General features: G+C 56.1%; 12 protein-coding genes. 2 read left to right on the forward strand and 10 right to left on the reverse strand.

The window, feature by feature from the left end; translation table 11 throughout:
• Window positions 1-265 precede the first annotated feature (265 nt).
• From ACIX8_RS16055 to ACIX8_RS16065, 3 genes are all read right to left on the reverse strand, one after another.
• Window positions 266-2,212: a chitobiase/beta-hexosaminidase C-terminal domain-containing protein gene (locus tag ACIX8_RS16055; RefSeq protein ID WP_014266419.1), complete on the reverse strand. Its 1,947-nt coding sequence runs from the start codon at window positions 2,210-2,212 to the stop codon at window positions 266-268.
• Window positions 2,213-2,449: 237 nt separating this feature from the next.
• On the reverse strand, window positions 2,450-5,911 hold the full coding sequence (locus tag ACIX8_RS16060; protein WP_044176888.1) for a TonB-dependent receptor: 3,462 nt from the start codon (window positions 5,909-5,911) through the stop codon (window positions 2,450-2,452).
• 182 nt (window positions 5,912-6,093) lie between these two features.
• The gene (locus ACIX8_RS16065; RefSeq protein ID WP_190273677.1) at window positions 6,094-9,621 is read right to left on the reverse strand and encodes a glycosyl hydrolase 2 galactose-binding domain-containing protein; all 3,528 of its coding nucleotides are present in this window, start codon (window positions 9,619-9,621) and stop codon (window positions 6,094-6,096) included.
• A 310-nt stretch (window positions 9,622-9,931) separates the two neighbouring features.
• Here ACIX8_RS16065 and ACIX8_RS16070 point away from each other — a divergent pair, with 310 nt between their 5' ends.
• Complete coding sequence (locus ACIX8_RS16070; protein WP_014266422.1) at window positions 9,932-11,344, forward strand: hypothetical protein; 1,413 nt, start codon at window positions 9,932-9,934, stop codon at window positions 11,342-11,344.
• Window positions 11,345-11,378: 34 nt separating this feature from the next.
• On the opposite strand, the gene ACIX8_RS16075 is transcribed toward ACIX8_RS16070, so the two are convergent.
• Both ACIX8_RS16075 and ACIX8_RS16080 read right to left on the reverse strand, forming a co-directional pair.
• Window positions 11,379-12,632, reverse strand: coding sequence for a glycosyltransferase (locus tag ACIX8_RS16075; RefSeq protein ID WP_014266423.1), 1,254 nt, complete (start codon window positions 12,630-12,632; stop codon window positions 11,379-11,381).
• A gap of 95 nt (window positions 12,633-12,727) precedes the next feature.
• Window positions 12,728-14,257 carry a protein adenylyltransferase SelO gene (locus ACIX8_RS16080; protein ID WP_014266424.1) on the reverse strand — a complete coding sequence of 510 codons (1,530 nt, stop codon included), beginning with the start codon at window positions 14,255-14,257 and terminating at the stop codon, window positions 12,728-12,730.
• Between the two features lie 448 nt (window positions 14,258-14,705).
• Between ACIX8_RS16080 and ACIX8_RS16085 the strand changes: the two genes are divergently transcribed.
• Window positions 14,706-15,086, forward strand: coding sequence for a hypothetical protein (locus tag ACIX8_RS16085; protein ID WP_150110635.1), 381 nt, complete (start codon window positions 14,706-14,708; stop codon window positions 15,084-15,086).
• A gap of 147 nt (window positions 15,087-15,233) precedes the next feature.
• Here the strand turns inward: ACIX8_RS16085 and ACIX8_RS16090 are convergent, their stop codons facing one another.
• The 5 genes from ACIX8_RS16090 to ACIX8_RS16110 all read right to left on the reverse strand — a co-directional run bounded on the left by ACIX8_RS16090 (window position 15,234) and on the right by ACIX8_RS16110 (window position 26,496).
• Window positions 15,234-16,556 (reverse strand): family 16 glycosylhydrolase, encoded by a 1,323-nt coding sequence (locus ACIX8_RS16090; RefSeq protein WP_052310633.1) that lies wholly within the window; start codon window positions 16,554-16,556, stop codon window positions 15,234-15,236.
• A 175-nt stretch (window positions 16,557-16,731) separates the two neighbouring features.
• Window positions 16,732-20,649 (reverse strand): TonB-dependent receptor, encoded by a 3,918-nt coding sequence (locus ACIX8_RS16095; protein ID WP_014266427.1) that lies wholly within the window; start codon window positions 20,647-20,649, stop codon window positions 16,732-16,734.
• 91 nt (window positions 20,650-20,740) lie between these two features.
• Window positions 20,741-22,282, reverse strand: coding sequence for a sulfatase (locus ACIX8_RS16100; RefSeq protein ID WP_014266428.1), 1,542 nt, complete (start codon window positions 22,280-22,282; stop codon window positions 20,741-20,743).
• A gap of 791 nt (window positions 22,283-23,073) precedes the next feature.
• Window positions 23,074-24,075, reverse strand: coding sequence for a terpene synthase family protein (locus tag ACIX8_RS16105; protein WP_014266429.1), 1,002 nt, complete (start codon window positions 24,073-24,075; stop codon window positions 23,074-23,076).
• Between the two features lie 162 nt (window positions 24,076-24,237).
• Window positions 24,238-26,496, reverse strand: coding sequence for a winged helix-turn-helix domain-containing protein (locus ACIX8_RS16110; RefSeq protein WP_014266430.1), 2,259 nt, complete (start codon window positions 26,494-26,496; stop codon window positions 24,238-24,240).
• Window positions 26,497-26,716: the final 220 nt, after the last annotated feature.

Genomic DNA, 26,716 nt, shown 5'->3' on the forward strand with positions numbered 1-26,716 from the left:
TCCAGGAATATTCGCTGCTCCCGATCAGAAGATCGAATGAATTAACAGGTTGCTCTCTCTATTGGATTCCAGTAAGTGACGTTCCTGTCTACGGAATCATTTCGCGTACCTCCTTCGAGGAAACGCTGGAGATGATCACGGAGACCGCCCAAAAGGTTTAGTCAAATGAGATGCCCCGAATCCTTCTTTCAGGATTCGGGGCATCTCAACCTGGTTACTTTCGCCCACAGTGACGTGAACCCGGCAACCCTATGCGAAGGGCTCCTTACGGAACCACGTAGGTTTGGGATCCAAGTACGCCGAAGCTGGCCGTTACATTATCCCTGTCGATATACTCGCCAACCTGCGCCGGTGCTGAGGTCGAACCAATTCCAGAGGCAACGTCAATCTGTTTTTGGTCAAACACCCGATCGATGCCGTAGGTGTATGCGTACGCAGGAACTGTGAGTGCAGAGTAGCCGGAAACTCCTCCGACAGTCTGCGTGCCATAGATCGCATGAAAGTCGTACTTGACGTTGTTGACGATGAGATAGTCGATGAACACGCACTCAACCGCTGTACCGCTGGTACCATCCTCCTTGCAAACGCTGGTATCGCCCGGCTTGAAGGTGACGTGGTACTGGACATGTACAGAGCCTGAGTAGAGAGCACCGGCTGCGTGTGTAGCAGGTGCGGTTCCAGCCCATCCGCGCTGGCTGGCCGTGCAGGTATTGCCGCTCGCTGCTGTGCAGAGGATCTCTTCATTGTCTACAAGAAGGATCATCCCCGGCTCAACAGTTGCGGCTGTCACAGAGCCCGTAACGTTGGGTGTAACCGTGAAGCTCTGCTGGGTGGCCGAGGTGATGCCAGCAGACAGTTTTCCGAAGGGCAATTGGCAATCGTGGTTAATCTTCGTCATCGACGAGAAGCCGGTAGCGCTGAAGTTTGTCCAGCCGGGTGCGTGCTGGCCGTTGTACTGCCAGCCGCCGTCAATGATGGAGCATTGGAACGAAGCGCCCAGGTAGCCATAGGTTGGAATCGCGACGTTCCATGAGTTCATGTCGAGCTCCCAGTTCTCAACATTAGCCGGGTTGATGGAAGCCGTATATTGCGGCCAGATATAGAAGTCCTCGATCATGGTAGTGCAGCTGTCGCATCCAACCGATCCGGTGTCATAAGGCCACAGCACCTGGAGACCGCCACCGGCACCACTCAAGTTCTCCGTAGTCATGTTGAAGTTGGTCGCCGTGCCGCCACCACTCGCGGAAGGCAATGATTGATTCGGCACCATGCCGATCTGGGTTGGAATCCCGCACACACCGTCGGCGCAGGTATTATTCCCGGGGCCGTAGTCGAGGTGAGGGGTGTTGTAACTGGAGACATACGGCGCGGACTGGCTCTCCGAGCTGGACAACACTGTCTTCCAGTCGCTCGTCGTAGCCTGCCCATTTTGTACCGCTACGCCAGTGTTACTGCCGCTTGTCATCTGCACAGCCGCTGCATTGATCGTGCTCCCCGGTGCAACTGTGATCGGACTGCCCGGAATATATTCGATGGATGCTTCCGTCGCCGTCGATCCATCCAGCGTATAGAAGATGCTGGCTCCCACGATCGAGGTGGACATTGTTACCTTGCCGTTAGAGTACGAAAAGCTGATCGTAGTCCCGGCAGTGTAAGAGTTGCACGCCGTGCCGCTGGGGGTATACCCGGAGGCCGTGGCGTTAGCGCAAATCGTCTCAGTGGTAGCCGGATCCACATATATGGAACCCGTATAGGCCGTGCTTGGTGTACAGCTTCCCGTCGCAACGTAGCACCACAAGATAGCTGCGCCGGAGGTGGGGTCTGTAATGGTCGTGCTTGTGGGCATCGCGTACATGCCGGATGCCAGTGTGATGGATGGCGTCGCCGTCTGGGCTTCTGCCTTGGTGTACTCGTGGCAGACAGTGGAGCTGACACTGTCCCCTGAGGCCGTTGCGTTGGCACAAATCGTCTCGGTGGTAGCTGGGTTCAAGTAAATCGCAGCGGTATAGGACGTATTCGGGGTGCAGTTCCCCGATGCGACATAGCACCAGAGGATTGAGGCTCCGGAGGTAGAGTCCGTGATCGTGGTGCTTGAGGGGAAGGTGTAAGAGCCGGAAGCCAGGGTTATGACAGGAGTCGCTGTCGTCTGAGCGTGAAGAGCCGTCGCACTCAGAGAGGCGATCAGCACGAGTAACATCGAAAATATTTTCATCGATAGATCTCCAGGATGGAATGTCGAAACGGGATAAACAAAAGCCACAACTCAAATACACATCGATTGAGGCGACTTGCCGTTCTCACCGATGCCTTCGCCGTACTGCTGCCTAAAGCCCAGCAAGGTCGGTTAACTTTGCTGTGTGCCATAGATCTCTCCCTGGAGCTACCGCTGGCGAGCGCATTGAGGAAACCGTGATGAGCCACAGTTTCCTCAATGCCTTTGCAGTTGCTCTTAGAAGTTGAAGGTGGCCTCGATCTGTCCCTGGCGATTGCCGGCAGAGAACTTCGTGGTGACCTGGCCGAAGTTGGAGGAGTTTACCGTGGTGGTCGGGAAAGGAGCCTGGGTGCGGTTGAACGCGTTGAAGTAGTCCATGCGAATCGCGAACGAGGTTCCATCGGTGAGACGGAACACCTTCTTGGCGCTCAGATTCTCCGCCGGATACCAGGGACCGCGCACCGCGTTATAGACGCGCTTGGCGTTACCCAGCACATACTCGCTGCCGGTGTTGCTCCAGGCGTTGGTGCTGAACAACAGCGGTGCCGGCCCTTTGCCCGTAAAGAATTTCGTAATCTGGCCGTAGTTACCTGACCAGAGCCGAACCAGAGGATTGAAGTTAGGACGGTTGGTCCCGTTCAGGAAGCTCTCACCGCTCTGCGTGATCGCCAGTGGCTGGGAGTTGTTGTAGGTCAGGATCGCCGATACCTGCCAGCCGCCCAGCCACTTACCTGTCTGGCCCGAATTGAGCCAGTGCTGGCCTGGGCCGAAGGGAAGCTGATAGAGAACGGCAGCCTTCGATTCGAACGAGCCCGTCGAGTCCTCTCCCCAGTCCGCCTTCTGGTTGAACTTGTTCACGGTCGTGACCAGGTTGTCGTATAGCCTGGGCAGTTCGATACTGGCCAGGAAATTTACGTTGTTCGACAGGTGCTTATCGGCCTGCACCTGGAAGGCGCTAAAGTACGTGGTCCCCGACTGATCCCAGGCCCACGCTACGTTGGAGTACTGCGGGTAGGGTTTCAGAGACTGGTACACCGTGGCGCTGCCGCCGAACTGCGCTGCAAAGTTCGCATAAGGAGCGGTGAAACCAGCAGCTTTCGCAGCAGCCGAGTTGATGTTATCCGACAGCAACGCTCCGTATTGCAGGACCGAAGGATCGGGCTGGCTGATGGGGTTGCGGTTAGAGCCCGAGAGATGTGTAACTCGGTTCCCGGTATAGTCGAAGGTCAGCACCGTGTGCCAAGGAATCTGCCGCTGGACGCTCAAGCTCCACATCTGCAGGTGCGGTGCCTCACCGTTGTGGGCGTAGTCCAGATAATAGATAGTTTGCGCAACACCCAGTCCCGAGTTGAAGGGATTGGGACTTACGTTGGGAATCGGGTTAACCGCGCCGGTTGCGGGGTTGGTCCATTGGCCATAGGCGGAGGTATAACCTCCGGTTGAGCTTAGTGTGTAACTACCGCCCAACAATCCAGCCATGTTATTGGGGCTACCACTCAAGCCTTCACCCTGGCCGTAAGCGCCACCATAGCCCAGGTAAGTAATGGTGTATCCGCCCTGAATCACCGTGTTCTTATCGACGCTGTAGGCGAAGCCTATGCGCGGACCAAAGTAGAGATGGTGCGTGGCTACATGGTTATAACCGGCACAGCCCGTGCAGTTGCCATACTCGGTAGCAGCACCCGGCAGATTTCCGGCTGCGGGATTTGGAGTTGCCGGAGCCAGGAACACATTGTTGTTCTGGGTCATCGTGTACGGAATCATTACGTCATAACGGAGGCCGGCGTTCAGCGTCAGCTTATTCGTGACCTTGAAGTCATCCTGGATGTACCCGGAGTAGGAATTCGTATCGAGCGCAGTCGTGGTTGACGCCGTACGGGTGGCTGAATCGGGCAGGCCCAGCAGGAAGCTGGCAAACGAACTGCCGTATTGGGAAAAGTTGACGTTGGTCGTGTCCGGGATAGAGGTTTCAGCCTGGCTGAAGCTGAAGTGGCCACTGCTGTAGTTGTTGAGGGTGTACTCCCAATAGTGGTGGTACTCAAACCCAATGTTGATCGTGTGGCGGCCCTTGTTCCACAGCCAATTGTTGAAGATGTTCCAACCCATGTTGTCGACGTAATAACGGACGAGACTACTGTTGCTGTTACCCCAGTTCGTCGGTGCTTCCTGGCCGTTGAAGCTAATGTACGGCAGGGTGTTACTGCCCAGCACTCCGCTAAAGTTCACACTGTTGTTAGCGTTCATATTGTTCTGAAACTTGTTTTGCGCAGCAAACCCAGCCGTCATCACCAGGTTGGGATGTATGACCTTGGAATAATTCGCCAGCCACATGTTGGCGTTGTCGGTAAGACCCTCCTGGCCGGTAAGCGGATTACTGGCAGGCACAATGGGAGCATCTTCTTCCTGAGTCACGTAGTAGTGGTTGCGCCACCAGGTAAAGGCAATGTTCTGGCTCTGCGAAATCTGGTGATTCAGCGTGATACCCCAGGCCTGGTTCTGGTTCGGCACCGAGCTGATCACCGGGTTCATGTTGTCCTGCAGACCGTAGTTGGTTCCTGTCGCATTCGGGCTGGGAATGTACTGGAGAAGCGACGCCGACAACGGGTCGATTCGGCTCGCGCAAATAACATTGAGTTTGCCGTTGCACTGGAACTGCTTCCCCGTCTGCGGATCGTAGATCGGAATCAACTGGCCACTGGGGTTAACGAAGTTGCTGAAGTCGCCGCTCTTCTGGGCTGGCGTTGGAACGGCGCCGATGGTCGTGATGCCCTGGTTCTTATTGAAGATGTCGAAGCTCAGCAGAAAGAATGTCTTGTTGTGGCCGTTGTATAGTTTGGGCAGAACTACAGGGCCTCCGAGGGTACCGCCCCAGTCCGTCTCCTGATCCACGGGAGCAATCGCCTTCCCTGCGCTGTTGAAGTTCGTCGGGAAAAAGCCGGCCGAGTCGAAGATGCTATTGCGGTCGATAAAGAAGCCATCACCATGCAGCTTGTTCGTACCCGAGCGCATGTTGTAATCAACCGCGCCCTGCACCATACCGTATCGCGCTGAAAAAGCATTGCGGATAACGCGAAATTGATCCACCATCTCATACGGCGGGTCCGAGTTAATGTCGGAGGCAGTATCAATCTGCAGGCCGTTGTAATAGTTGCCCGCCGAGTTGATCTGCGAAGCAGCTCCGCCCTCGACCGTCACGCTGCCATAGGAGCCGGCGCGCACACCAGGCGCCAAGGTGGCGAAGCTGGTGATCTGACGCATGTAGCCATTGATCAAGAGAGGCAGGTCCGACACTTCCTGCGTCGGCAGTATCGAGTCAAGCTGAGGATCGGTGGTGTCCAGCCGGACGGAATTCAGCGATGAGACCTCCACCGTCTGATTGATGGAGCCCACCGTCAGCTTGATATTGTTGGTCGCCTGGGCCCCGACTTCGACAACAACATGCGTCTGCTCGAACCGTTCAAATCCTTCCGCTTTCACCGTAATATCGTAGGTTCCAGCAGTCAGGGGCACCGTGTACAAGCCCACCGAGGATGCGGCAACCTTTGTCTTGATCCCAGTCGCTTCATTGATGAACATAAGTTGCGCACCAGGGATAGCGGCCCCCGAGGGGTCCGCCACCCTGCCGGTGAGACCGGCACTCTCCTGCGCATAAAGGTTTTGAAAAGCCGGTACCGCCAACACGAAGAGCAGAACCAACATCCGGACAGCGAACTGCTTAAACTTTCGACACGTCATTTGAAGTCCCTGTGTTTTTAGTGAGAAAGGGGAGAATATGCCAACCATCGCCGCTGTCGCTGAATGACCATACCGCGTCATATTCTGCATTGTTTCGTCTCCTGATGTTCCTACTGTGTCTCTTGTTGATTGCTGCTTCATCACGGTCATCTGCGTGCAACACTTGCTGTACCCGATGTCTGACTATGGCGCGCAACAATGCTTTGCCCAGCAGCCAACAGTACGTCCTTCTCTGCTAAGTTCCATCCCTGCAAGGTGAAATGAACGTCACCCGGTCCAACCGCGCCGGACGGCACATGAACGGCGACGGTGCGTTCTTCTCCAGGCAAAAGGGATATGTAGTTATCGCTGTAATACGCCGGTAGTACCCGCGTATGGTCGGCATGGAAGAGCGTCAGCTTCATCGCCACCGAGGGGCTTGCACCAACATTCTTCAAGCGAACATTCCAGATGCTCTCGTCGCCGCTTGAGCTGGAAAACGAAGGACCTGCCACCGTATGCGCCTCGATGGAAGCCGGTGCAAGGTCATTCAAGGCTCGATAGCTCGCATCGTCACGTGCAATCCAGTAGAAGTTGTCGGCTACCAGGGCACCCTTTTCATCACGCATCTCAAGCCGAACGAAGACGAGAGGATTCTTCTGGATCAGCGACGAAAGGGGCAGGTGCAGCACGGGCATTACGGCATTCGCGTCCGCCGTCACGGTAGCGTTCTCGGTATCGAGAGTCGCGTCGGAGGGAGAAGCGATTCGCACCGCAACATGGAGATTTTTTTGTTGCTGCAGCGTGGTGTTTACAGCAGCAACCGTGTAATCAGACAAGTCCATCTGCACATGAAGCGGAGCATTGGCCTTCTTTACGCCATAGAACGACGCCTGCGTGTCATAGTCCGAGCTGTACATCTGCCACATCGTGCTCGGCCAGGCAGGTTGAGTCATCCAGATCATGCGCCCACTGTTCGGCGACCACAGGTGGGCATACATGCCTTCAAAGATGGCCTGGTGGTCCACATAATTGAAGAGCTGAATGCGACGTTCAAATTCGGATAGCGACGTTGACGGTCCAAGCTGTAGATCAAGCGCACGCATCAGCTCATGGGTATCTCCCCCATTACTCCGGTGCCAGTCGTGATAAGCCCAGGCGTCGTTCAAAGGCCACTGATCTTCCGGTGCGACCGTGTGTTCGAACGCCTCTTTCGTAGGGAAAGAAGAGATTCCTAGTTCCACGGAAAAGCCGCGGTTCAACTTACTGAAATAAAGCGCAGGCTCACGCCACTTGTAAGGACCGCTGGGACGAAGATCAACAACATTCGAACTTGGAGAATAGAAGCGAGTGCCATCCTCCTCACGCAGCATATCGATCATCATGTCGTTGAGCGCAGGAGGAGGAACGCCTTCGTTGCGTCCACACCAGACCACGATGGACGGATGATTGCGATAGCGCCGAACAACATCGCGAGCATTATCGACAAACAAGGTAGGATCGTCTGGCTCTGCGTCCGTATTTTCGGTAGAGGCCCAGAAGTCGTTCCAGACCATCATCCCGTACTCGTCCGCAAGCTGATAGAAGGTCTCTTCCGTGCTCTGGCCTACCCAGTTGCGAATCATGTTGAGGTTGGCTTCGCGGTGCAGACGGAAGTACGGTTCAAGACGTTCCCGGCTGACACGCTTCCGGGAGTCGTCCATCCCCCAGTTGCCGCCACGCACGGCAATGCGGACGCCGTTCACCTTGAGGATGAGGTCCGTCAGACCCTTGTCATTAGCCAGGGGACGAATCGCAGAGGTTCCCTCTGCCTGCGGATCGATCGTGGAGGCCCATCCCTCCGCAGTCTGCCGCATGTCCTCGTGATGGACATCCACAGCGTCATACCCTTTGCCCAGGGTTTCCGCCGGAAGAGCTTCTACTCGCTGCAGCCGTCCTGCATGGTCGAAGAGAGTAAGTTCATAGGTCACTTCTCGAACTCCGAACGTGCTCTGCCGTTCATCCTCGATGACGCCGCTATCGGCTATCGCTTGAAGCTTCAAGTGATAAAGCTCCGGCGAGCCATAGCCGTTTGGCCACCAAAGGCGCGGATGAGAGAGATGCAGTTGTGCAAAGTCTCGCGGCAGAAGATGGAGGATCGTATCCCCCGGTGGCACGGTAGCGGGTATCTTCACGCGCACCCCTTCAAAAGCGGCAACGACAGCGATATGCAGAGGAGTAGCACCGGAATTATGTACCGGCAGATGCAGCTCTACATCGGCGGACGAGCGATCCGGCAACGGCAGCCGCGTGACGACTTGTGGGTCGCCGAACGTGACGGCGCCGGTCTCTGTGAGACTTACTCCCTGCCACAAGCCGGTGTCGCGGTCACGAATGGCCGGCACCCAATCCCAGCCTTCCGTGGCTACAAAAGTTGGGCCATCGATGGCCAGGAAGCCGCCATCCGGTCCTGGGCCTCCTTTAATGGATTGCTCCTGCGGTATGCCAGGATGAGGAGGCGGTGCAATCCGAACGGCAAGCGCGTTCATCACACCCGGACGCAAGAGATGCGTCACATCGAAGTCGCCACGCCGGAAAGCTCCACGAATCCGTCCCAGGCGCTGGCCATTCAACCACACCTCAGCGGCATAGTTGATTCCGGCGAAGTGAAGTGTTCTGCGCCTGCCAGAGATGTCAGTCTTCGGCGTGGGAAACTCCACGCGATACCAATAGTCATGTTTGTTGAGCGACTCGGGAATGGCCAGATTGTTCAAGCCGAAGTCCGGGTCGGGATAGATGCCTCGGTCGATCATGGTCGTAAGGACCGTGCCGGGAACCGTGGCGGCAAGCCATGAGGAATCATTGAAGCCTGGCAGAGAAACCTGCGCACCGGCCTTCGGAAGAATTGTCGCTGTCCCCACGTTCGACAGCAGACGCCAGTTCGCCGCGATCTCCCAGGAGTTCTTGCCAGTCTCGTGAAGCGTCGGCCCTGCTGGCGGCAGCGGCTTTGCCCGTGGCTTCTCCGGCGCTGCACCATACGGCATCTCTGCAGGGTCCTGCGGAGCACGGAGACCGATCCCCTGCTTTACCTGGATGCTCCACGGCTTGGCATTTTCCTCTCTCAGCTGCGCATCGAAGTTCGGAGCCGCTGCGAACATCTTCTGTATCTCCGCAGCCGGGATCGAACGCGCGGCCACGGAGAACCCGCCAATGTCACCACCGAAGCGAACCATGCCGCTCGAAGACGCATCCGGAGCTATCTGGATCTCCGGGCTGATATCACCTCTGACCGAAGAGCCCGATAACGCGGACATCCCATCCACATAGAGCGTGACTCGTGTGCCGTCATCCGTTACAGCAAGCATGTGCCATATCCCGAACCGTAGGGAGGACGTCGCAAGCAGCGAAGACTCCGCCGAGAAACGCACACCGGGCCGCCCATCACGAACTTCAAAGTAGCGAGCGTTAGAAGAAGTTGGATCTCCGATTCCAGCGATCAGGGAGTTTATGTCGGAACTGTCGGTCCGGAACCACACCCACTCGCTCCAGCTCTGAGCATTGGCGAGGGACGCCGACAGGGGCTTCTTCAGAGAGGGGCCACCCTCCACCAGATTGGCAAGGTAAGGACCTGCCTGTTCCACAACCTGGCCAGCGAAACAGCACGGTAACAATCCCGCAACAGAGAGGCCGAGCAGCGCACTTCTTAGCGTGGGCAAGTGCAGGACTCTCAACATGCGCGCTTTTATGCAGCTCATGGCCCGAAACATCATTTCAAGGGGTTCCAACCTAAATCTCCTTCAGGGACGGACCCAGCCTAGGAGACCCTCAGGTCGAAAACTACGTTTGGGAGGATTGGAAACCAGGTTTGGGCAGTTTGGGCTCTGCCCTAACGTGCGTCAAAAACGCCTAACATCCCCCGGGTTTATTGCAGCGCTGTAATGATTCGGTACACGCGCGTGGATTGTCATGCTCCTTTGTTACAAACTCAGGGTTCGGTCTGATACAAATATCGCCACAGGTCCAGTCATGTCTACTTTGCAAAACTTGCGCGACGAATCAGGCATTACCGGAATCCCGTCGCTCCCGCTCCCAGCGGAAGAGATACGCGAGCATCTGGACATGATCCTGGCGGGGAACGAGTTCTGCTCCAGTCGCCGATCCTCGGAGCTATTACGACACATCGTGGAACGTGCCCTTGCGGGCGACACGGAGAGTCTTAAAGAGCGGCTGCTCGGGGTAGAGATCTTCCATCGCAGAAGCGACTACGACACAAGCACCGACGCCATCGTACGAGTGACAGCAAGCGATGTCCGCCGCCGGCTGGCCAACTTTTATTCCGAGTCTTCAGCTCAGTCCATGCGCATCACCTTGCCGCTGGGGTCCTACGTTCCGGACTTTATACCGCTTGCAATACGTGAAGCTCCAGCCGGAATCACTCAGACTAAGTATCCTGACGGCGGCCCGAGCAAGATAACCACTCCGGTTCGTGCTCCAGGGGAACCCATCATCCTCCCCGTTGAGACGAGAAAATCACATCCCATCCATTTAACGAAACCCGTAGCCTTGGCCTTCTGCCTCTGCATGCTGTTCGCATTGGGCGCAGGCTGGTGGCTTCGAGACATCACCCACGGGCGCGGCTTTTCAAAGGATGACCGCGACTATGCGTTTTATGACGACCTCCTCGGATCGATTGGCGAAAAATCCAAGGAGACACAGATTGCCCTCACCAATCCGCACGTCCTGCTCTATCTAGGTCTCAATAAGGCAGGCCCCGCCCTGGGAGAAAACCCGAAGGACGTGCCCGTTCCTCCGGACATGGCTGCGGTTCTAAACCAGACCTCGAACGATAATCAGGCGAACTTCCCGTTCCACCACTTCTTTGTGGACACCAGCAACTACACCGGCTTCGGAGAGGCCACCGCAGCCTTCGGTGTATCGCGCCTGTTACAGGCAACCGGTCGAAGCGCACACCTTACCGGCGCAAGGTTCTTGAACTGGGACTCTGCCCGGCAGGAACAACTGGTGATCTTAGGAGCGCCCCATGAGAGCGCGTTCGTTCAGAGCACACTCTCCGCCGCCAACTTCACCATCGATTACAACTCGATCCACAATGCCCATCCCCTTCCAGGGGAGCAGGTAGATTATTTCAAGTCAGGCCACGGAGGCATGCTGGAGGATTATGGTCTGATCTGGATGACCAAATCTCCCTCCGGCACGCGTGTCCTGGTTCTCGCTGGTCTAAGTAGCGCAGGTACGGCCGGAGTCGGTGAGTTCTTCAGCGATCCGGAACGGATGCGGCCGGTTTATAAACAACTGCGCGCTCTGGCAAAAAAAGGCACCTTCCCTGAGTCCTGGCAGGTCCTTTTGAAGATTGAAACGCGTGAGTATATTCCCGTTCAGGTAAGCCCCGTCGCGCTGCGTATTACTGAAGGAAACTAAGCACCTGCGTTTCGCAGCTTGAATCCACGTCGTTTTATCTGCAGGCAGACTCCACAGCGTCAGCAGCCGCAATGGCTCCATTTTCTTTTTCTACAAAGGTTCTGGCCTGTGCCGCTTTAGCCCGTATCTTCTCATCACTTAAAACTTTGCGTAGCTGCTCCGCTGCATGAGGTGCATGGAAACGATCTTTGCGTAGAGACAGTCCAAGCCCCAGCCGTTTGATTCGCGCTGCATTATCCGGTTGATCGAAGGCGTGCGGCACAACGAACTGTGGGCACCCCGCTCTCATCGCCTGCGCTGTCGTTCCTATGCCGCCCTGATGTACGACCACAGCCGCATACGGAAAGATCTCCGAGTAGGGAGCATAAGCCGTCACCATATGATCGCGCGATCCGGAGATCCCCGGACTTCCCTTGCCCGTCAGCAACAAGGCGCGACGTCCCAGTTGCTCGGCTGCTCGCTTGCCTTCCGTATAGAAGCTTCCCGGGTTCATCACCGCAGTAGAACCGAGTGTGAAGATAATCGGCGGTTCTCCGTTCTGAAGAAAATGTCTTACCTCATCGGTAAGTCCGGATGCCGGATTCTGACGATCGTAAAAAGCAAATCCGACGGTCTTCGTGTGATCCGGCCAATCGACCTGTGGCTTTGCGAACGCTGAAGAGAACATCGCCAGGTTGAGGTACGGCGAATTCTTATCTTCAAACATCGGGTGGCTGGCGGCGGACAAGCCCAACTCCTTCCGCAAGGTATAGATCGGCTCGGCCCAACTCTTTGTCTGTTTGCGTGCGAGCTCTTTCATCGCACGGTTCACCGTGACACCAGCTCCCCGAATGAAAGCGAACAGCGGCAGAGGTCCGATGATGGACGGATCGTGTGCTGATAGAAATTGCCACGGAGCAAGAACTAAGGACGCCCAGCCGATGCCCAACCGTTCGGCGACGAGAGGCGCGGCAAACACGAGCTCTCCGGTAATTAGAAACTTCGCTCCATGGCACGCCGCCAGGAGATCGTCATACACGCCTCGCATATGCGGCATGAGAAGCTTTCGGATGAAATTCTCAGGCCCCTGCTTTGGATCCATGATGCTGCTGAGCAATTCGGGATCTTCTGGAGAGAGATGCTTGGGACCGATGGAATGAAAACCTAACCCTGTCGAGACAATCTTGGGGCGGTAGAACTCTGATGTGGCGATGACCACCTCATGTCCGCGTCTCTTCAACTCCAAACCAAGGGCAATGCAAGGATGTACGTCACCCAGAGAACCAATCGTCGTTACAACTACCTTCACAAACACTCCATCTTTCGAGCCTTCATACCCTATGTCGAGGCAACGTCTACTAAAGATTCAACTTTCAGATATTCCCGCCATCGCGCTCCTGCGATTTACGTTCCGCAAAAAGTTTGGGTGACGCATTCCTCGGGACGAGCCGGCATGGCATACCGCTCCAACTCAGCACGATCGTCGTAGGGCCGCGATACCACGTCCAGCAGTTCCTCAAACGGTTGGAAGTCCTGCCGCATAACGGCAGCATCGATCACCGCCTGTACCCGGTGATTGCGCGGGATGAAGGCTGGATTCGCCCCTCGCATCGAAGCGATGCGATCCTCTCGCGATACAGGTTCTGCTTCGAGGCGTCGACGCCATCCAGCAGCCCACGAATCATAAGCTTTAGGATCAGCAAACAAGACGCGAACCGCCGCATCGCCTTCCGTCCCAGCGACGGCATCGCACAGCCTGCGGAAGGTGAGCGTGAAGTCGGCGCGATTGGCAGCCATGCGGTCCAGCAGATCCTGAATCAGAGCCGCATCGCCTTCGCGCTCCGTAAAGAGGCCCAGCTTACGCCGCAGACCAGCTTCGCGAGCCGTATCGAAGTGCAAAGCGAACGCGGCAAGCGACTCTTGAGCTGAGGCCAACCCAGCCTCTTCACTTCCCGACTCCTGATTCAGGAGTGGCAGCAAAGCCTCTGCGAGACGCACCAGATTCCAGTGCATGGCGTGCGGCTGATTGCTATAGGAATAACGCCCCTGCTGGTCAATGGAGCTAAACACCTGATCCGGATCGTAGGCTTCCATAAAGGCGCAGGGGCCGTAATCGATGGTTTCGCCCGAGATGGACGTGTTGTCGGTATTCATCACACCGTGGACAAAACCGAGGAGCAGCCATTGTGCGACCAGCCGCGCCTGCCGGGCGATCACACCATCCAGCAGGGCGCGGTACGGATGGCTCGACTGTCCAGCTTCGGGGTAATGCCGGGCGATTGCGTAATCCGCCAGCGTGCGCGTCCCGTCCACATCGCCTCGTGCGGCAAAGTATTGGAAGGTACCCACGCGAAGATGGCTGGCAGCTACCCGGGTCAGCACAGCACCTGGCAAAACTGTTTCGCGAAACAATTGTTCGCCTGTAGTCACCGCAGCCAGGGCTCGCGTGGTCGGCACACCCAGCGCCGCCATGGCCTCGCTCACAATGTACTCACGCAGAACAGGTCCGAGTACGGCTCTGCCATCGCCGCGACGGGAGAAGGGTGTTGGGCCGGAACCCTTGAGTTGGATGTCGTAACGTACGCCGTCCCGTCCAACCACTTCGCCCAGCAGGTTGGCGCGGCCGTCGCCCAGTTGAGGCACGAAGTGTCCGAATTGGTGTCCTGCATAAGCCATCGCCAGCGGCTCGGAGCCCTCAGCCACGCGATTCCCTGCCAGAATCTCGACGCCCTCCGGACTAGCCAGCGCCTCCGGATCCAGTCCGAGGCTCTGTGCTAATTCTGCATTAATCTTTATAAGACTCGGGGCCGCTACCGGCGTGGGATTCAGCCGGGCATAGAAGCCTTCCGGCAATCGCGCATAGGTATTGTCGAAGTTGAAACGAATGTGCTGGGGGGCGGGAGATGCGATCGTAGGAGCCTCTGCTGAACTCATGATCCATTCTACGTGGGCAAATTCCCAGGCACCAATCGCCTGAGCTTCTCTCCTGCTTTCGGTGCGAATCGGTTCTCAGGCGATGCCGCGACCGGCAACCATGGCGTCGTCTTCTTTCGTCGGAACCTGTGCTGTGGGTCGGGAGACAGTTGGCCAACGCCAATGCCCCATCGAGGTACTCGTCGACATGTTCTACTACAACAGTAGAAAGAATTTAAGCCATTCTTGTTCGATGTCAAAACTCGTATCGGACCTAAACAAATTCCGCGGATGCCTCTCAAATCCAGAGAGACCTCCGCTCAATACGACAGCTCGCAGAGGTCCTATGGCCGTCTCTGGAATCACACGCCGTCTCAAATGGGTTCTCCCGCTCTTAGCGCCCACTCTCCTGGCATGGGCACATTCGCATCCGAAAGAGAATCCTGTTGCAAAGCCCGAAAAAATCACAGTGACCATTCTGGCTATCAGCACATCAACCAGGCAGGGCTTTGCGGGCAACGAAGACATCTATCTTGCCTCTTTCACCGGCCAGCAGGGCGCGTCTCAATTGATCAGACTCGCCGACTGGACGGCGTCTGGGAGTTCAGGTGTGCCAGCGATGACCGTCGGCCAGAGCTTCCATCTTTTAGCGACCCGGACACCCTGGTGTGACAGCAATTCGCGTAACTTCTTTTTGCCTGTCTCCGCCGAAGAGCGTTCTCAGCTTCTTCCGACCGGCACCCAGGGCGATTTCCCTCTACCTTGTTATCGCGACCAGCATGAAAGCATTCGTGCCGTTCAGGATACGCCTACAGACAAAAAACATGGATGGCTTTGGTTCAAGCACTAGGTTAAGCCGGCATTGCAACCCTCACCTTGGGGCTGACGAACAAGTGTTGGAGGGAACGCCGCACTGTTTGGAGCGGGGCCCTGCGATTTAGCGTGACTCTACCGATCAGATCGTCTCGCCAATATCGCCGGGCCCACCGTCCAGGCTCTAGTTCACAGCCCATTGCTCGTTCGGCCCGGAGTTGCAGCTAAACGTCTGGATCAATGTTCCCGATGCCGTTCCATCTCCTCGCACGTCGAGACAATTGCTCGGATTGTTCGCTGGGGTGAACTCGTACGTGCTTCCTGTCGAAACAGCATTCCATGCCTGAGCCGACGAGCCGTTGCAGGGATCAAGTACGACTGCCGCTCCGCTTCCAGTACCGGATGCAGTCAGGCAGAAGCTGCCCTCCGTTGCCAGGTTGTAGTAACCGGATGGAACGACGTTTGCATTGGAGATGGCCCAGGACTGAGCGCCCGTCCCATTCGCCGTAAACACATCGATGGGATTACCGCTTACCGTGCTCGCGCCCTGATCATCCAGCCGCAGGCTCGTAGAGTTCTGAGGTGTCAGCGTGTGCGTTCCATTCAAGCTCTTCGCGGCGGAAGACTGATAGACGCGAACATAGTCAACCAGCATCGTTGCCGACGAGGGCGTGCTGCCGTCGGTCGATCCCGGAAAGCCTCCATCTCCAATCGCAAGGTTTAGCAAAAGGAAGAAAGGATTGTTGAACACCCACTGATCGCCTGAAGGAATCGTCGACGAGGTGACCGTCTTAAAGACATTCGACGGGCTGTCGCGATAGTACTGCAGTGTATTCGGGCTCCAGATCACCCCGTACACGTGGTAGTTGGCGTCATCCACCCGGCCGCCATTGGGAAACGTGACCTGGGCGCCAATCCCGTTCGCGCCAGAATAACCCGGCCCGTGCACCGTCGAAGAGGTGGTGGTCGGCGAGTACGACTGCACCCACTCCATGATGTCTTGTTCCCCGCACCCAGGCCAGGGATCCGAGTTGATATCCGCACCCAGCATCCAGAACGCCGGCCAGAATCCATCGCCTACCGGCAGCTTCATACGCGCCTCAATCCGGCCATATTGGAACTGTCGGAGCCCTTGTGTCTTCAACCGCGCCGAGGTCCATTGTCCACTCGAGTTGCGAATCGCCGTAATGACAAGGTTGCCATTGCCGTCCTGAAACGCGTTTGGCTGGCTCGCTACGCAGGGGGTTAGATTCGATCCCGGAGCGCAGTAGTCTTCAATCTCCGGGTTGCCGAATCCGCTGTTTCCAAGGTCATAGGTCCAATTGGCGGAGTTAGGAGACGTACCTGCCGCTGCATTGAACTCATCACTCCACTGCAAGGTCCAGCTCTGCGCCTGGGCTCGTTGCGCGAGTCCTGTGTTGAGCAGGAGCAAAAGTACAGCCGCGCTCACTGCAGTGAAGATTCGTCTTGTAGGAGATGAGGGATTAGTGATTGCTTTGAATCCCATGTGCTCTGCTGGTAAGAATTGGATTCGCATCGGTGTCCTTTAAAGCTGGGTTTGTGAAGCGCGAGGATGCTATCACACCCCAAGTGCGTTCGACACCTCGTGCTATGGGCTCCCTACACCGGTAAATGTCGGACAAACCAATCCTGATCAGCCTGTCTTACAGGCTCTTTTCTCCTTAGAAACGAATCCTCCCGGAAAACTGAAAGTCACGGCTGCCTGAGTTACTGGTTGCGCTACTTACCGTTCCGAAGCTGGCACTGTTCACTACCGTATTGATCCCACTAAACGTCACCTTATTAGTCACATTCTGGCAATCCACACCGAAGATGAAGCTGGAGTTATCAGCAATTTGAAAGGATCGCCTAAGTCCCATATTCAGGTTGTATACACCTGGCCCTCTTAGCCCAAAGGGTGCACTACGAGGGGCATCGCCGATCATCAGAGCGCCTGAGTTGCAGAACGGCCCGCTGCTGGAAGCGCACGTCGTATTTCCCATGCCTTCCCCCGGAGTCGTACCGGTGATAGCTCCCTTGATGTAGGAATACTTACCAAGATTTTCCGCGGTAGCTCCATGTCCCCAGCTTCCGTTCTGACGAACCTTTCCGGTGAAGTTCGGATTTACGTCTGGCATGCATTGTCCCTGGCCGGGCTCACTGGCAGCCGAACACGCCGTAGAAGTAAGTGCCAATGGAGCTCCAGAGGCATAGGTGAAGACTCCGGATAAGTTCCATCCCTCAAGAACCGCGCGTGTAAGAAAATGGCCTCCACCGATCTCGCCTTTGCCGAACGGAAGTTTGTAGACGCCGAAGATCGCCAGATTTTGTGGCTCGCTGGTAGCACTCAATCCGCGATCGATCCGGTCCTGGGCCCAGGCCTTTCCATTGAGCGTGACGCTTGCTGGAATAGCGTATCCGCTGCGGATCGTACCGGCATCATCGAGTTGTTTGGAGTATGTGTAATTCAGGTTCAGAGTCAATCCATGCGACGCCCGCTTGGCAAGTGAAATCTGCAGAGAATGGTAAGACGCATTCGCCGTTTGACTTCCCCACGTGTCCGTTGTGCCGGAGTACTGAGGCATCCATGTCAACATCTGTCCGATGGTCGCATAACCCGCTCCCTTGGCCGTGTTTGCGGCGGCAATGAATCCTGGATAAGGAGCAGCAATGCCCGGAATGATCTGATTCGCCGCTGCGATATTCGCTGCGGTTGCTGGCTTGGAGAGCAGTCCTGCTCCATAGATCCCGACACCGAGTGCATAGTACTTAGGATCGATCTCCCCTGACTGCAATCCGCGAATATTATTCGCCCCCGCAATGAAGTGGCTCTCGGAGCCCGCATAGTTGACCATGATCGTCAGATCCCGGATCAGTTCACGCTGAATACCAAAGTTCCAGAAATCGAACTCTGGCGCCCGTCCTGAGACATAGGGATCGAGATAGCTGATCGAACCCGGAGTTACAAACGTCCCGGAGCTATTGACATAGTTTCCAGTGTTGAGCGACTGACTGCCCGGCCCAGGAGGAGTAATTGCCGGAAATGTATACCCAGGCCCGCCAAAGGTATTATTAGCGAGGCCTTGCGCCTGGAAGGCCGAGCTATTGTTCAGATAGAACGCGGGACCCGCGCCGGTACCAGCGCCACCGTCTGAGAACACCGGCGAGCTCGTGAAGCCCAGCGATCCAGTTCCCTGGTACGCACCGCCCGCTCCGCCTGTTCCTCCACCATGAGAATAGACGACAGCAAACGCACCCCGCACCACCGTTTTCTCATTGAGGCTATACGCAAAGCCCAGCCGCGGCCCCCAGTTCTTCATGTAGTTATGCGCGGGCGTACTGCAGCCACAACTAACACCTGCTCCTCCGTAGTTCCCTGCAAATTGAAGCGCACCGAGACTTCCAGTAGCCGGGTTAGTGATGCTCGGATTGAGAAACGAAAAGCGATTCAGAACCTCGTTATAGGTCGGCAGATAATCCCAACGAAGCCCCAGGTTCAGTGTCAACTTTGGAGTGACCTTGAAATTGTCCTGAAAGTAAGGAGCCACAGGATGGAACCGGCCACCCAGCACAGAGAAGGGTAACTCGGTAACGCTCGCAGCACTGACAGCCCCGAGCAGGTAGCTCGCATAGGAGTATCCCGTGCTCGTTGCATAGGCAGAGCCAGTCTCCTGCGCTGTTTCGTTCGTGCTCCAATTCAGTTGGAGACCCGAGGTAGGACCATCCTGTGCCGACTGATTCAACTCCAGTCGCTGGATCTGGATGCCAAAGGTCATGGCATGCCTTCCCTTTACCCATAGCAGATTATCCAGAATCGTATAAGACTCATCCACCGTTGTCTTGCTTGTACCCTGGACGCCATCAGCCCATTGGGTCTGTGCATTGCTGCCTGCAAAGACCTGAGTCGGAAATTCAGTAACCGCTTGAGAGTCGGCAGGCAGGCCACTGAAATTGATACCCATATTCTGGGCCTCGTACTGACTAACTCCCTGTGTAAGGTTCGTAGAAGGAGGGCCCCCGAAGTTACTGAACCCAAACTTAAACTGATTTACAAGGTTCGGGTTGATTGTGTACGTGTCCTGCATGTCGGCCCAGTGACCACCGGTCTGGGTATAGACAGACGCCAGATAAGGGACCGGCAACACTCCATTGCCCGTGTAAGGAACGGGATGAGTATTCCCTCCCGTTACGACGAAGGAGAGCCGATTCTTCGGAGAGATGTCGTAGTCGATGCGGCCTGAATAAAGCCAGTTTCGATTCCCTGTCGGGTAACCGCCGAGATAGTTATTCTGCAGACCAGATGTCGTAGGAGCCGGCAGGAACGATTGCATCGTCTGCGCGATGGGAGAGATTTTATTCGTCGGAATAATATTAGGGGTCAGTATTCCATTCTTCATCCCCATGAATGGTTTGCGCGTGCATACGTTTCCGTTGCACGTCTGCGTAGTAGGATCATAGATCAAGTAACCCGGCCCATTGACTCCGGCAGCTCCTGTACCCGCAGCCTGGGCACCGCTCAATAGCTCGGTGAAATCACCTGTGCGCATGAGCGTCGTAGGCACGGTTCCAGTGGAATAGCTCGGCGCGGTATTGGCATGCGTCAGATCATAGGCCGCGAAAAAGAATAACTTGTTTTTTCCACTAAACAAATAAGGAATGCTGATAGGGCCGCTAACCGCGGCAGTAAATTCATTTTGATGATCGGCAGGCTTTCCGGCAGGAACCGTCTTGATTACACCATCCACTAACTTCTGAGTCGTTGCGGCAGGCGCGGTAAATCCCCACGTATCGAAGATCGTGTTGCGAACAAAGTCGGCAATCGTACCGTGATATTGATTGCCTCCCGAGGCCAGGGTGTAGTTCACAGAACCCGCACCCTGAGCATCCACAGACTGCCCACTGGTTGTAGCTCCAATCTGATCGATCGCCTCTGAAGGCACAAGGTTGAAGACGGGGCGGTTGTCGCCAATCTGGCTAATCTCTGAGATGGGAATGCCGTCGAGATAGACCTCCTCCACACGGCTGGCAGTACCGGAAAACAGCGAAGACCGCGCCCCCGGCTGAGCACCCGGAAGAAGATTCGAAAACTGGGTAATATCTCGTTGCTGATTGCCTGCGACCAGAAGCGGAAGATCCATGTACTCCTTGCTCGTGATCGTTCCACCGAGCACGGCATTGGTCGTATCCAATGCCGGGGGCGCAGAGCTTACAGTCAACGTCTCACCCTGGCTCCCGGGATGGAGCGTAACGTTGAGCCCGAAGGCCTGCCCCGCGTTGATCACAATATTCTGCTGCTTCACATTCTCGAAGCCATCCGCTGCCACTGTGACCGTATAAGTTCCGACGATGAGCGGGCTAAGTTCGTACAAACCACTCGACGAGGTTGGGCGGGTAGTAACAACGCCGGTAGCATTGTTTGTAGCCGTCACCGTAGCATTTGGAATCAGGGCGCCGGTAGAGTCCGTAACGGTGCCGGTGATTGCCCCATCTCCACTCGTCTGAGCCTTCGCCGAGTACACCAAGCCTGCCGATCCCAGAAGCACGATGAGGCCGTAGACTGCATAACGCTGCAGGCTGCGCCGCAGTGTTGAGAGTTTCATTGTCGTTCTCCAAAACTTATAAAGGCGTTTCGTTCGCTGAGGGGTGCACGACTCTGGTCCCTGAGGCACTGCAGGCGCTTCACTCTGTTCGTTATGCCAGCCTGGTCCGATCTCTATAGGCAGCGGTTAGCTTTGAGAGGTTGTCACGTATGCCCGCATGGCCTGGATCTTCGGCCAGGTTATGCATCTCGAGTGGGTCGCTCTGTTCGTTGAAGAGCATGCTGCCATTTTTGCCGTCCGCGCCGAACTCCACGTAACGCCAATGATCCTGGCGCACAGCTAAGCCATGAATCGTCTTCCCGTCTTCACTCCATAGGCTGAAGGCAGGACGCTTCCATGTTGACTGGGGGCGATGTAGAAGCGGCGTGAGACTGGCGCCTTGCAGTCCAGACGAAGGACGTGAGAGTCCGCACAGCTCCACCAGCGTCGGATAGATATCGAGAGACTGCACCAGCCGCGTTGAGGTTTGCCCATTCCCGGCAGCCCTCGGATCATGAATGATCAGCGGAACGCGTGTTCCCATCTCGAACAGAGATCCAGCCTTGGACCACTTCCCTTTTTCGCCAAGCTGGTAGCCATGATCGGCGACAAAAACGATGATGGTGTTGTCACGAAGCCCAAGCGCATCGAGTTCGTGGATCACGCGACCCAGATTCCAGTCCACCCAGGAGATGGAAGCCAGATAGGCACGAATCACCTCTTTCGCTTCTGTGGTGCTGGCTCCGCGGCCAATGAAGAGGTCTGCATTGCGCGGGCGGATAGCTGCCTTGGGAAAGCCTGGCGGCACCGTCGGCCACGCCTCAAAGTCAGGCGTCAGTTCCAACTTTGCGGGGTCGTACAGATCGAAGAACCGCTGCGGCGCAGTGGGAGGACTGTGTGGCTTGGAGAAACCGCATCCGATGAAAAAGGGTTTATCCCGATACGTTCTCAGATAGCCGATCGCGGTCTCCGCGACACGGTTCTCAGGATGCTCTCCGCCATCTCCATCCAGAATCAGAATCTCGTCCGAGTGAGCGGCCCTGGGATCTTGCGTCTTCGACACAGGGATTCCAGGAGGAGGTGGCGGAACAGACTGAGGTGGAATGATCTCTCGATGCTGATGGTACTTCCCTTGCGTGTCCTCATCGCTCTGCTCGGACGCAGCCTCAATCGCTGCGATGGACACATCGCTGCCCCCGACGGTCCAAGCCTTCGGATCGTCATATCCGCCATGAAAGATCTTCCCTGTACGCGCCGTAACGTAGCCCTGCTCGCGGAAGAGTTGAGGCAGACTGGTCAGGTCCGGGCGAGTATCGCGGAAGTTCGTGCGATTGCCCAACACCTTCGTATCAAGCGGCACCTGTCCTGTGAGAAGCGAAGCGCGCGAGGGATTGCACAGGGGAAACTGGCAGAAGTTGCGGTCGAACCGCACCCCCTGCTGGGCCAAAGCATCAAGGTTCGGAGTCTGCGCCCGGAAGTGACTCCCGTAACAGCCCAGTTCCACCCTCATATCGTCCGACATGAAGAAGAGGACATTGGGCTTCTTTATTTCGCGCGCAGAGGCTGAAGCTGTGAGAGCTCCGGCAATGGCTGTGCCCGCAGCTTGAGCAATGAACTGACGTCTGGTCGTCCGCTTCTGTGATTGATTTGGCATTGTCCTCTGGCTCGTTATCTTTGCTGTGCGTTGTGGGTATTCCGCTTGGGTAGCGACCGTCGTCGCTACTGGAAACATCGGCAGGAAAGAGGGTTTTCGAGTGGGTTGCGTTTGCAAAAAGCAGGAGCTTTGCGGAGCATCAGTAACGCTTTGGTGTGCCTTGAGGCAGAAGGGACGCAGAGACAACAAAGCCCACCAGGTGTGGGCGAGGTCCAGCGCTCAATTCAGGAAAGATTGATTTGGTTCAATCAAGCCGAGCACAGACGTTCACACCACAAAGTTGTTGCGAGGAGCAACAACAAAGCTTGCGAGCGATCTGGCGAAACGTCTTCATGGATATGAAACAAGTTCTCATATGACTTATCGTGCCGTCAAGTGAACTCGCCCAATCATGATTGGCAGCATGCAGCTACGTTGTTGTGGCAGCAGCCGAAAAGGCATGATTTCACAGGCTGCGGAAAAGTAGCCATTTGGTCTTTAGGGCCAAAGGCCCGTCTCATACCAGCCTGGGGCAAAGCGAACCCGAGCAGACATGCGATAGCGTGTTGGCTCGGGGCGCGTCGCCCCAGGTTAGGGGCAGGAGAAAAAGTTGAGGGCTGTAAGCCCGACTCATCTCCTGTGCCGGGCACGATGAATCGGGCTTACAGCCCTCTGTTCTCTTGTTGACTTCCTATCTGGGGCTACGCTTGCAGCGAGCTAAAACCCGCTCGCTGCTGCACTCCACCCCAGGCTGGGATAAAACGGGCCCTTGGCCCTAAAGATAAAGACGTTCTCCCCAGGCCTCAGAGCCTCTACGCCAGCAGCAATCCACGATCATCCGCATCCTGCTCGGCGAACGCCTCCGAATATCGCTGCGTATCAGATACGACCCAAGCCTGATAACCAGACATCCAGTCCTTCATGCCTGCGATATACCCACGCAACTCGGGGCTTGCGGACCTCTCCACCACTTCGGACAATCGCGAGAACTCCTGAATCTCGGAGCACACCCTCTTCGCCGTGTAGTCGATCCCCTCCTGCAGAGAACGCCCCTGTCCCGCGTAGATCCCGACCATGTTCCAATACTGCCCCGGCTGCCGGAGTTCGACGGCGAGACTTTGAATGTCATTGCTCCAGCAGACGACGTGATTGGCATGCCGGCGCAGCTGCTGCACATCGGGACGGTAGTATTCCTCCGCCAGGAGCGGGCCGTCATTGGCGATGTCCGAGAGATCGAGGCAGGGGTTCATCCCACTGGTGTGCCGCCGGATCGTCTCATAATGTCCCACTTCAACCGACTGGGACTGGGTGTGATTCAGGATCTGCAATCCCGCCGTGCTTGCCCACATCCTCATACCATTGGCGAACCGCTGAAAGTGCTCATGCGACAGCTGTTTCCTCAACCGCATGCAGATATCCAGCCAGGCCTCTTCCCCATACACAGGACAGGCGCTCAGCCGATTGAAATCGAGGACGTCAATCATGGCCGTCAAATTGGGAATCGTAGAGGGACCAATCGTCTCCACCCGATCGACAAACAGGTCATCCGCCAGGAAGAACCAAATAAAATAGTCTGCAATCGTCCGAAGCAGCTCACGATTTGCCCGTGGATAGCAGCGAGCGGCGAGCCACGCATACTTGGTTCTACTCACGCGATCCAGATACTGCTTGTTAGGAAGCAGCCCGTACTCGAGAGCCCACCCCTGCATCTCCTGTTCGACAAGATCAGCAAAGGGCGAACACGCGGCAGCCCAGGGAAACTCAAAGTTCGGAACGCGTATCTGTTGGAGTTCGTTGACCAGTTCTGCAGACATGTTTACTCCGTGACCTCAATAGATAAAACAAACCGGGTTGATGCTGCGATCCATGACCCTGCAGATCCCGCGAGAGAACTCGCTGCGCTCATTATAGGAACCTGTATATAGCTTGAGGCCCCCTGATTGCAAAGGCGAGGCATGGTCGATGGCTATAAAGAGTCAGTACCAACCCTCCGTGAGCATGATGTTGCTCCGATCGACATCACGCTCTGCGTACAATATCCAGCGCTCATCGGGAGAGACCGCGAGCCCCCGGTCATACTCGTTGACTCCAAACTGGGTCTGTCCCAGCTTTGTTTTAGAGCCTGTTTTGAGATCCACGCGGAAGACGTCAGCCAGTGCCGTACCTTCCATCTTCTTCTGAAGATAGTAGAGGTCTTCTCCAACCACCATCCAGTATCCCCACATTCCTGAGCCTAACGGCCCCGCGACCGGCTGAGCCTCACCTCCATTCAGAGGGATCCGCCAGATTGTCGTCTTATCTGTATCCTGGATGTAGTAGAGGCTCTTCCCATCAGCAGATTCCATACCGTTATAGCCGCCGTGCTGCGTGATCTGGCGCTCTTCATCGCCGTTGACCTTCGTCTTCCATACTTCAAAGCGGCCTGTTCTGTTGGAGCTGAAGTAGAGAGACTGTCCATCCCTGGACCAGTTCGGAATGAGATTGTCCGCTGCCTCGAATGCGCCGGTTGTCACGAGTAAAGGAATCCCGCCTGAAGCGTTGACGACAAAAATCGCTGACCGCCCATGGAACCCGGAGTTGAAGGCCAATAACTTCCCGTCGGGAGACCAGCGCGGGGAGCTGGTGTTCGGGCCGAAGATATTTGTGAGGCGCTTGCATTGCGTCCCATCGTTTTTGCAGACCCAGATCTCTGATGCGCCTGTGCGGTCACTCTCAAAGGCGATCTCCGAACCGTCAGGGGAATAATCCGGCGCAGAATCAATAAATCGAGACGCGATAAGCTGCTCCTGTTTGCCATGACCGTCAGTGGACATGCGCCACAGACTGCCGTTCCGCAGCAGATCGATGTACGCCAGCCGATGTCCCTTCGGCGAGACAACGGGGTCTTCTGTATGGGCGGGAAGTGTGGAGAGAGCCACAGGAGGGTCTCCATTTAGCGAGAGCTTCCAAAGATTGCCGACACTCAACGCCCGGGAAGAGGCGACAAGCAGGCTTTGTCCGTCAGCGCTCCACGTAAGCCCGTTGATCGAGTGAATGTTGAAGGGCAAGACTCGATCGGGGCCGCCGTGCGCCGGCATGACATGTATTTCAGCCGAAGAGGGACCCCGCGCCCTTACAAAAGCGATCCAATCACCCTGGGGTGAAAAGACTGCATTAACATCGACGCTCAGTGCCGGAGGATGAGTCAGGGCTTGCTTTTCACCGTTTTCGAGAGAGACCAGCTCAAGATGAGAGCTTTCATCTGCATCCTCTTTTTCCGTAGTCACCAGCCAACTACCATCCGGAGACCAGTTCAGAGTAGGCACGTCGTGGAAGGCAGACTTGAGGTTATTGATGAATGCGAGATGCCGGGCTGTGTGAGGCCTCTGCACCTTGGCAACCTCGATCTCCAACCATTTGGGATCTTCGGTCGCGCGCAGGTAAGCGATCTCTTCTCCTCTTGGGGACCAGGCCGGAGAGAAGCTCTTTCCCCCATCGCTCAGCTTCTCGCGGTCGTCACTGTCGACTTTCTGCATGTAGATGGCCTGGTCCTGCCCCGCATCGGAGTGCCACGAATAGGCAAGGCTATTGCCGTTGGGAGAGAACGTCGGCCAGGAGTATACCCCAGGCACACTTGTCAGAGGCCGGCTGTCGGACGCCGCATGGACCAGCCCTGCCTGGTGATGTCTGCTGTAAGAGACACGCATGACCACAATGATGACGACGAACGCCGACAGAACGGCCACGAATATGCCCCACGAGGCCCTCGTGGTCAGGCGTGAAACAGGTTTTTCATGCAGTACCGGAATGAATGTTGCTGTCGCTGGGATGCCCGGCTCGCTCGGAACTTCCTTCAGAGCTGTAACGTCGGGCGGGAGACCGTTGGAGGACTCTGTCTTCGTGACCGGTATCGTGAAGCGATAGCCGCGTCGCGGGACGGTCTCAATGAACTCGGAGTCTGGACAGTCTCTGCTGAAAGTCTTTCGAAGAGCAGAGATGTGAACGCTTAAATTGCCTTCTTCGACGAAAGTGTCCGGCCATACAGCCTGCAATAACGTCTTCTTGTCGATGAGTTGGCCCGCGTTCCGGACCAGAACATGAAGAATGTCAAAGGTCTTTGGCGGCAGCGGTATCGACGCGTCACCGTGCCAAAGGCGACAGTCCTGCACGTCCAGGCGATAGTCTCCGAAGCTATATATCCTGCGATCTACCTGGATTAGCGAAACTACGCTCTCCTCTTGTTGTGAGACCGGCATGTCGCGATTCTTTCACCCCTAAACAATAAGGACTCACGAAACAGATCTTAACTGGCGGCTATTACGGGGCCGTTACAGACATCCCACGCGCATGTCTGTACGCCCTGTTATCCGCTCTTAAGACTTTCATAAGAACTTCTAAAGAAGACCTACAGGATTCGAAACGCCCAAATACCTAGGGTAGAGCTACGGAAAGCGAACCTATATTCCCTCAGAAGCC

It is taken from the genome of Granulicella mallensis MP5ACTX8 (assembly GCF_000178955.2).
GTDB classification, from domain to species: Bacteria; Acidobacteriota; Terriglobia; order Terriglobales; family Acidobacteriaceae; genus Granulicella; species Granulicella mallensis.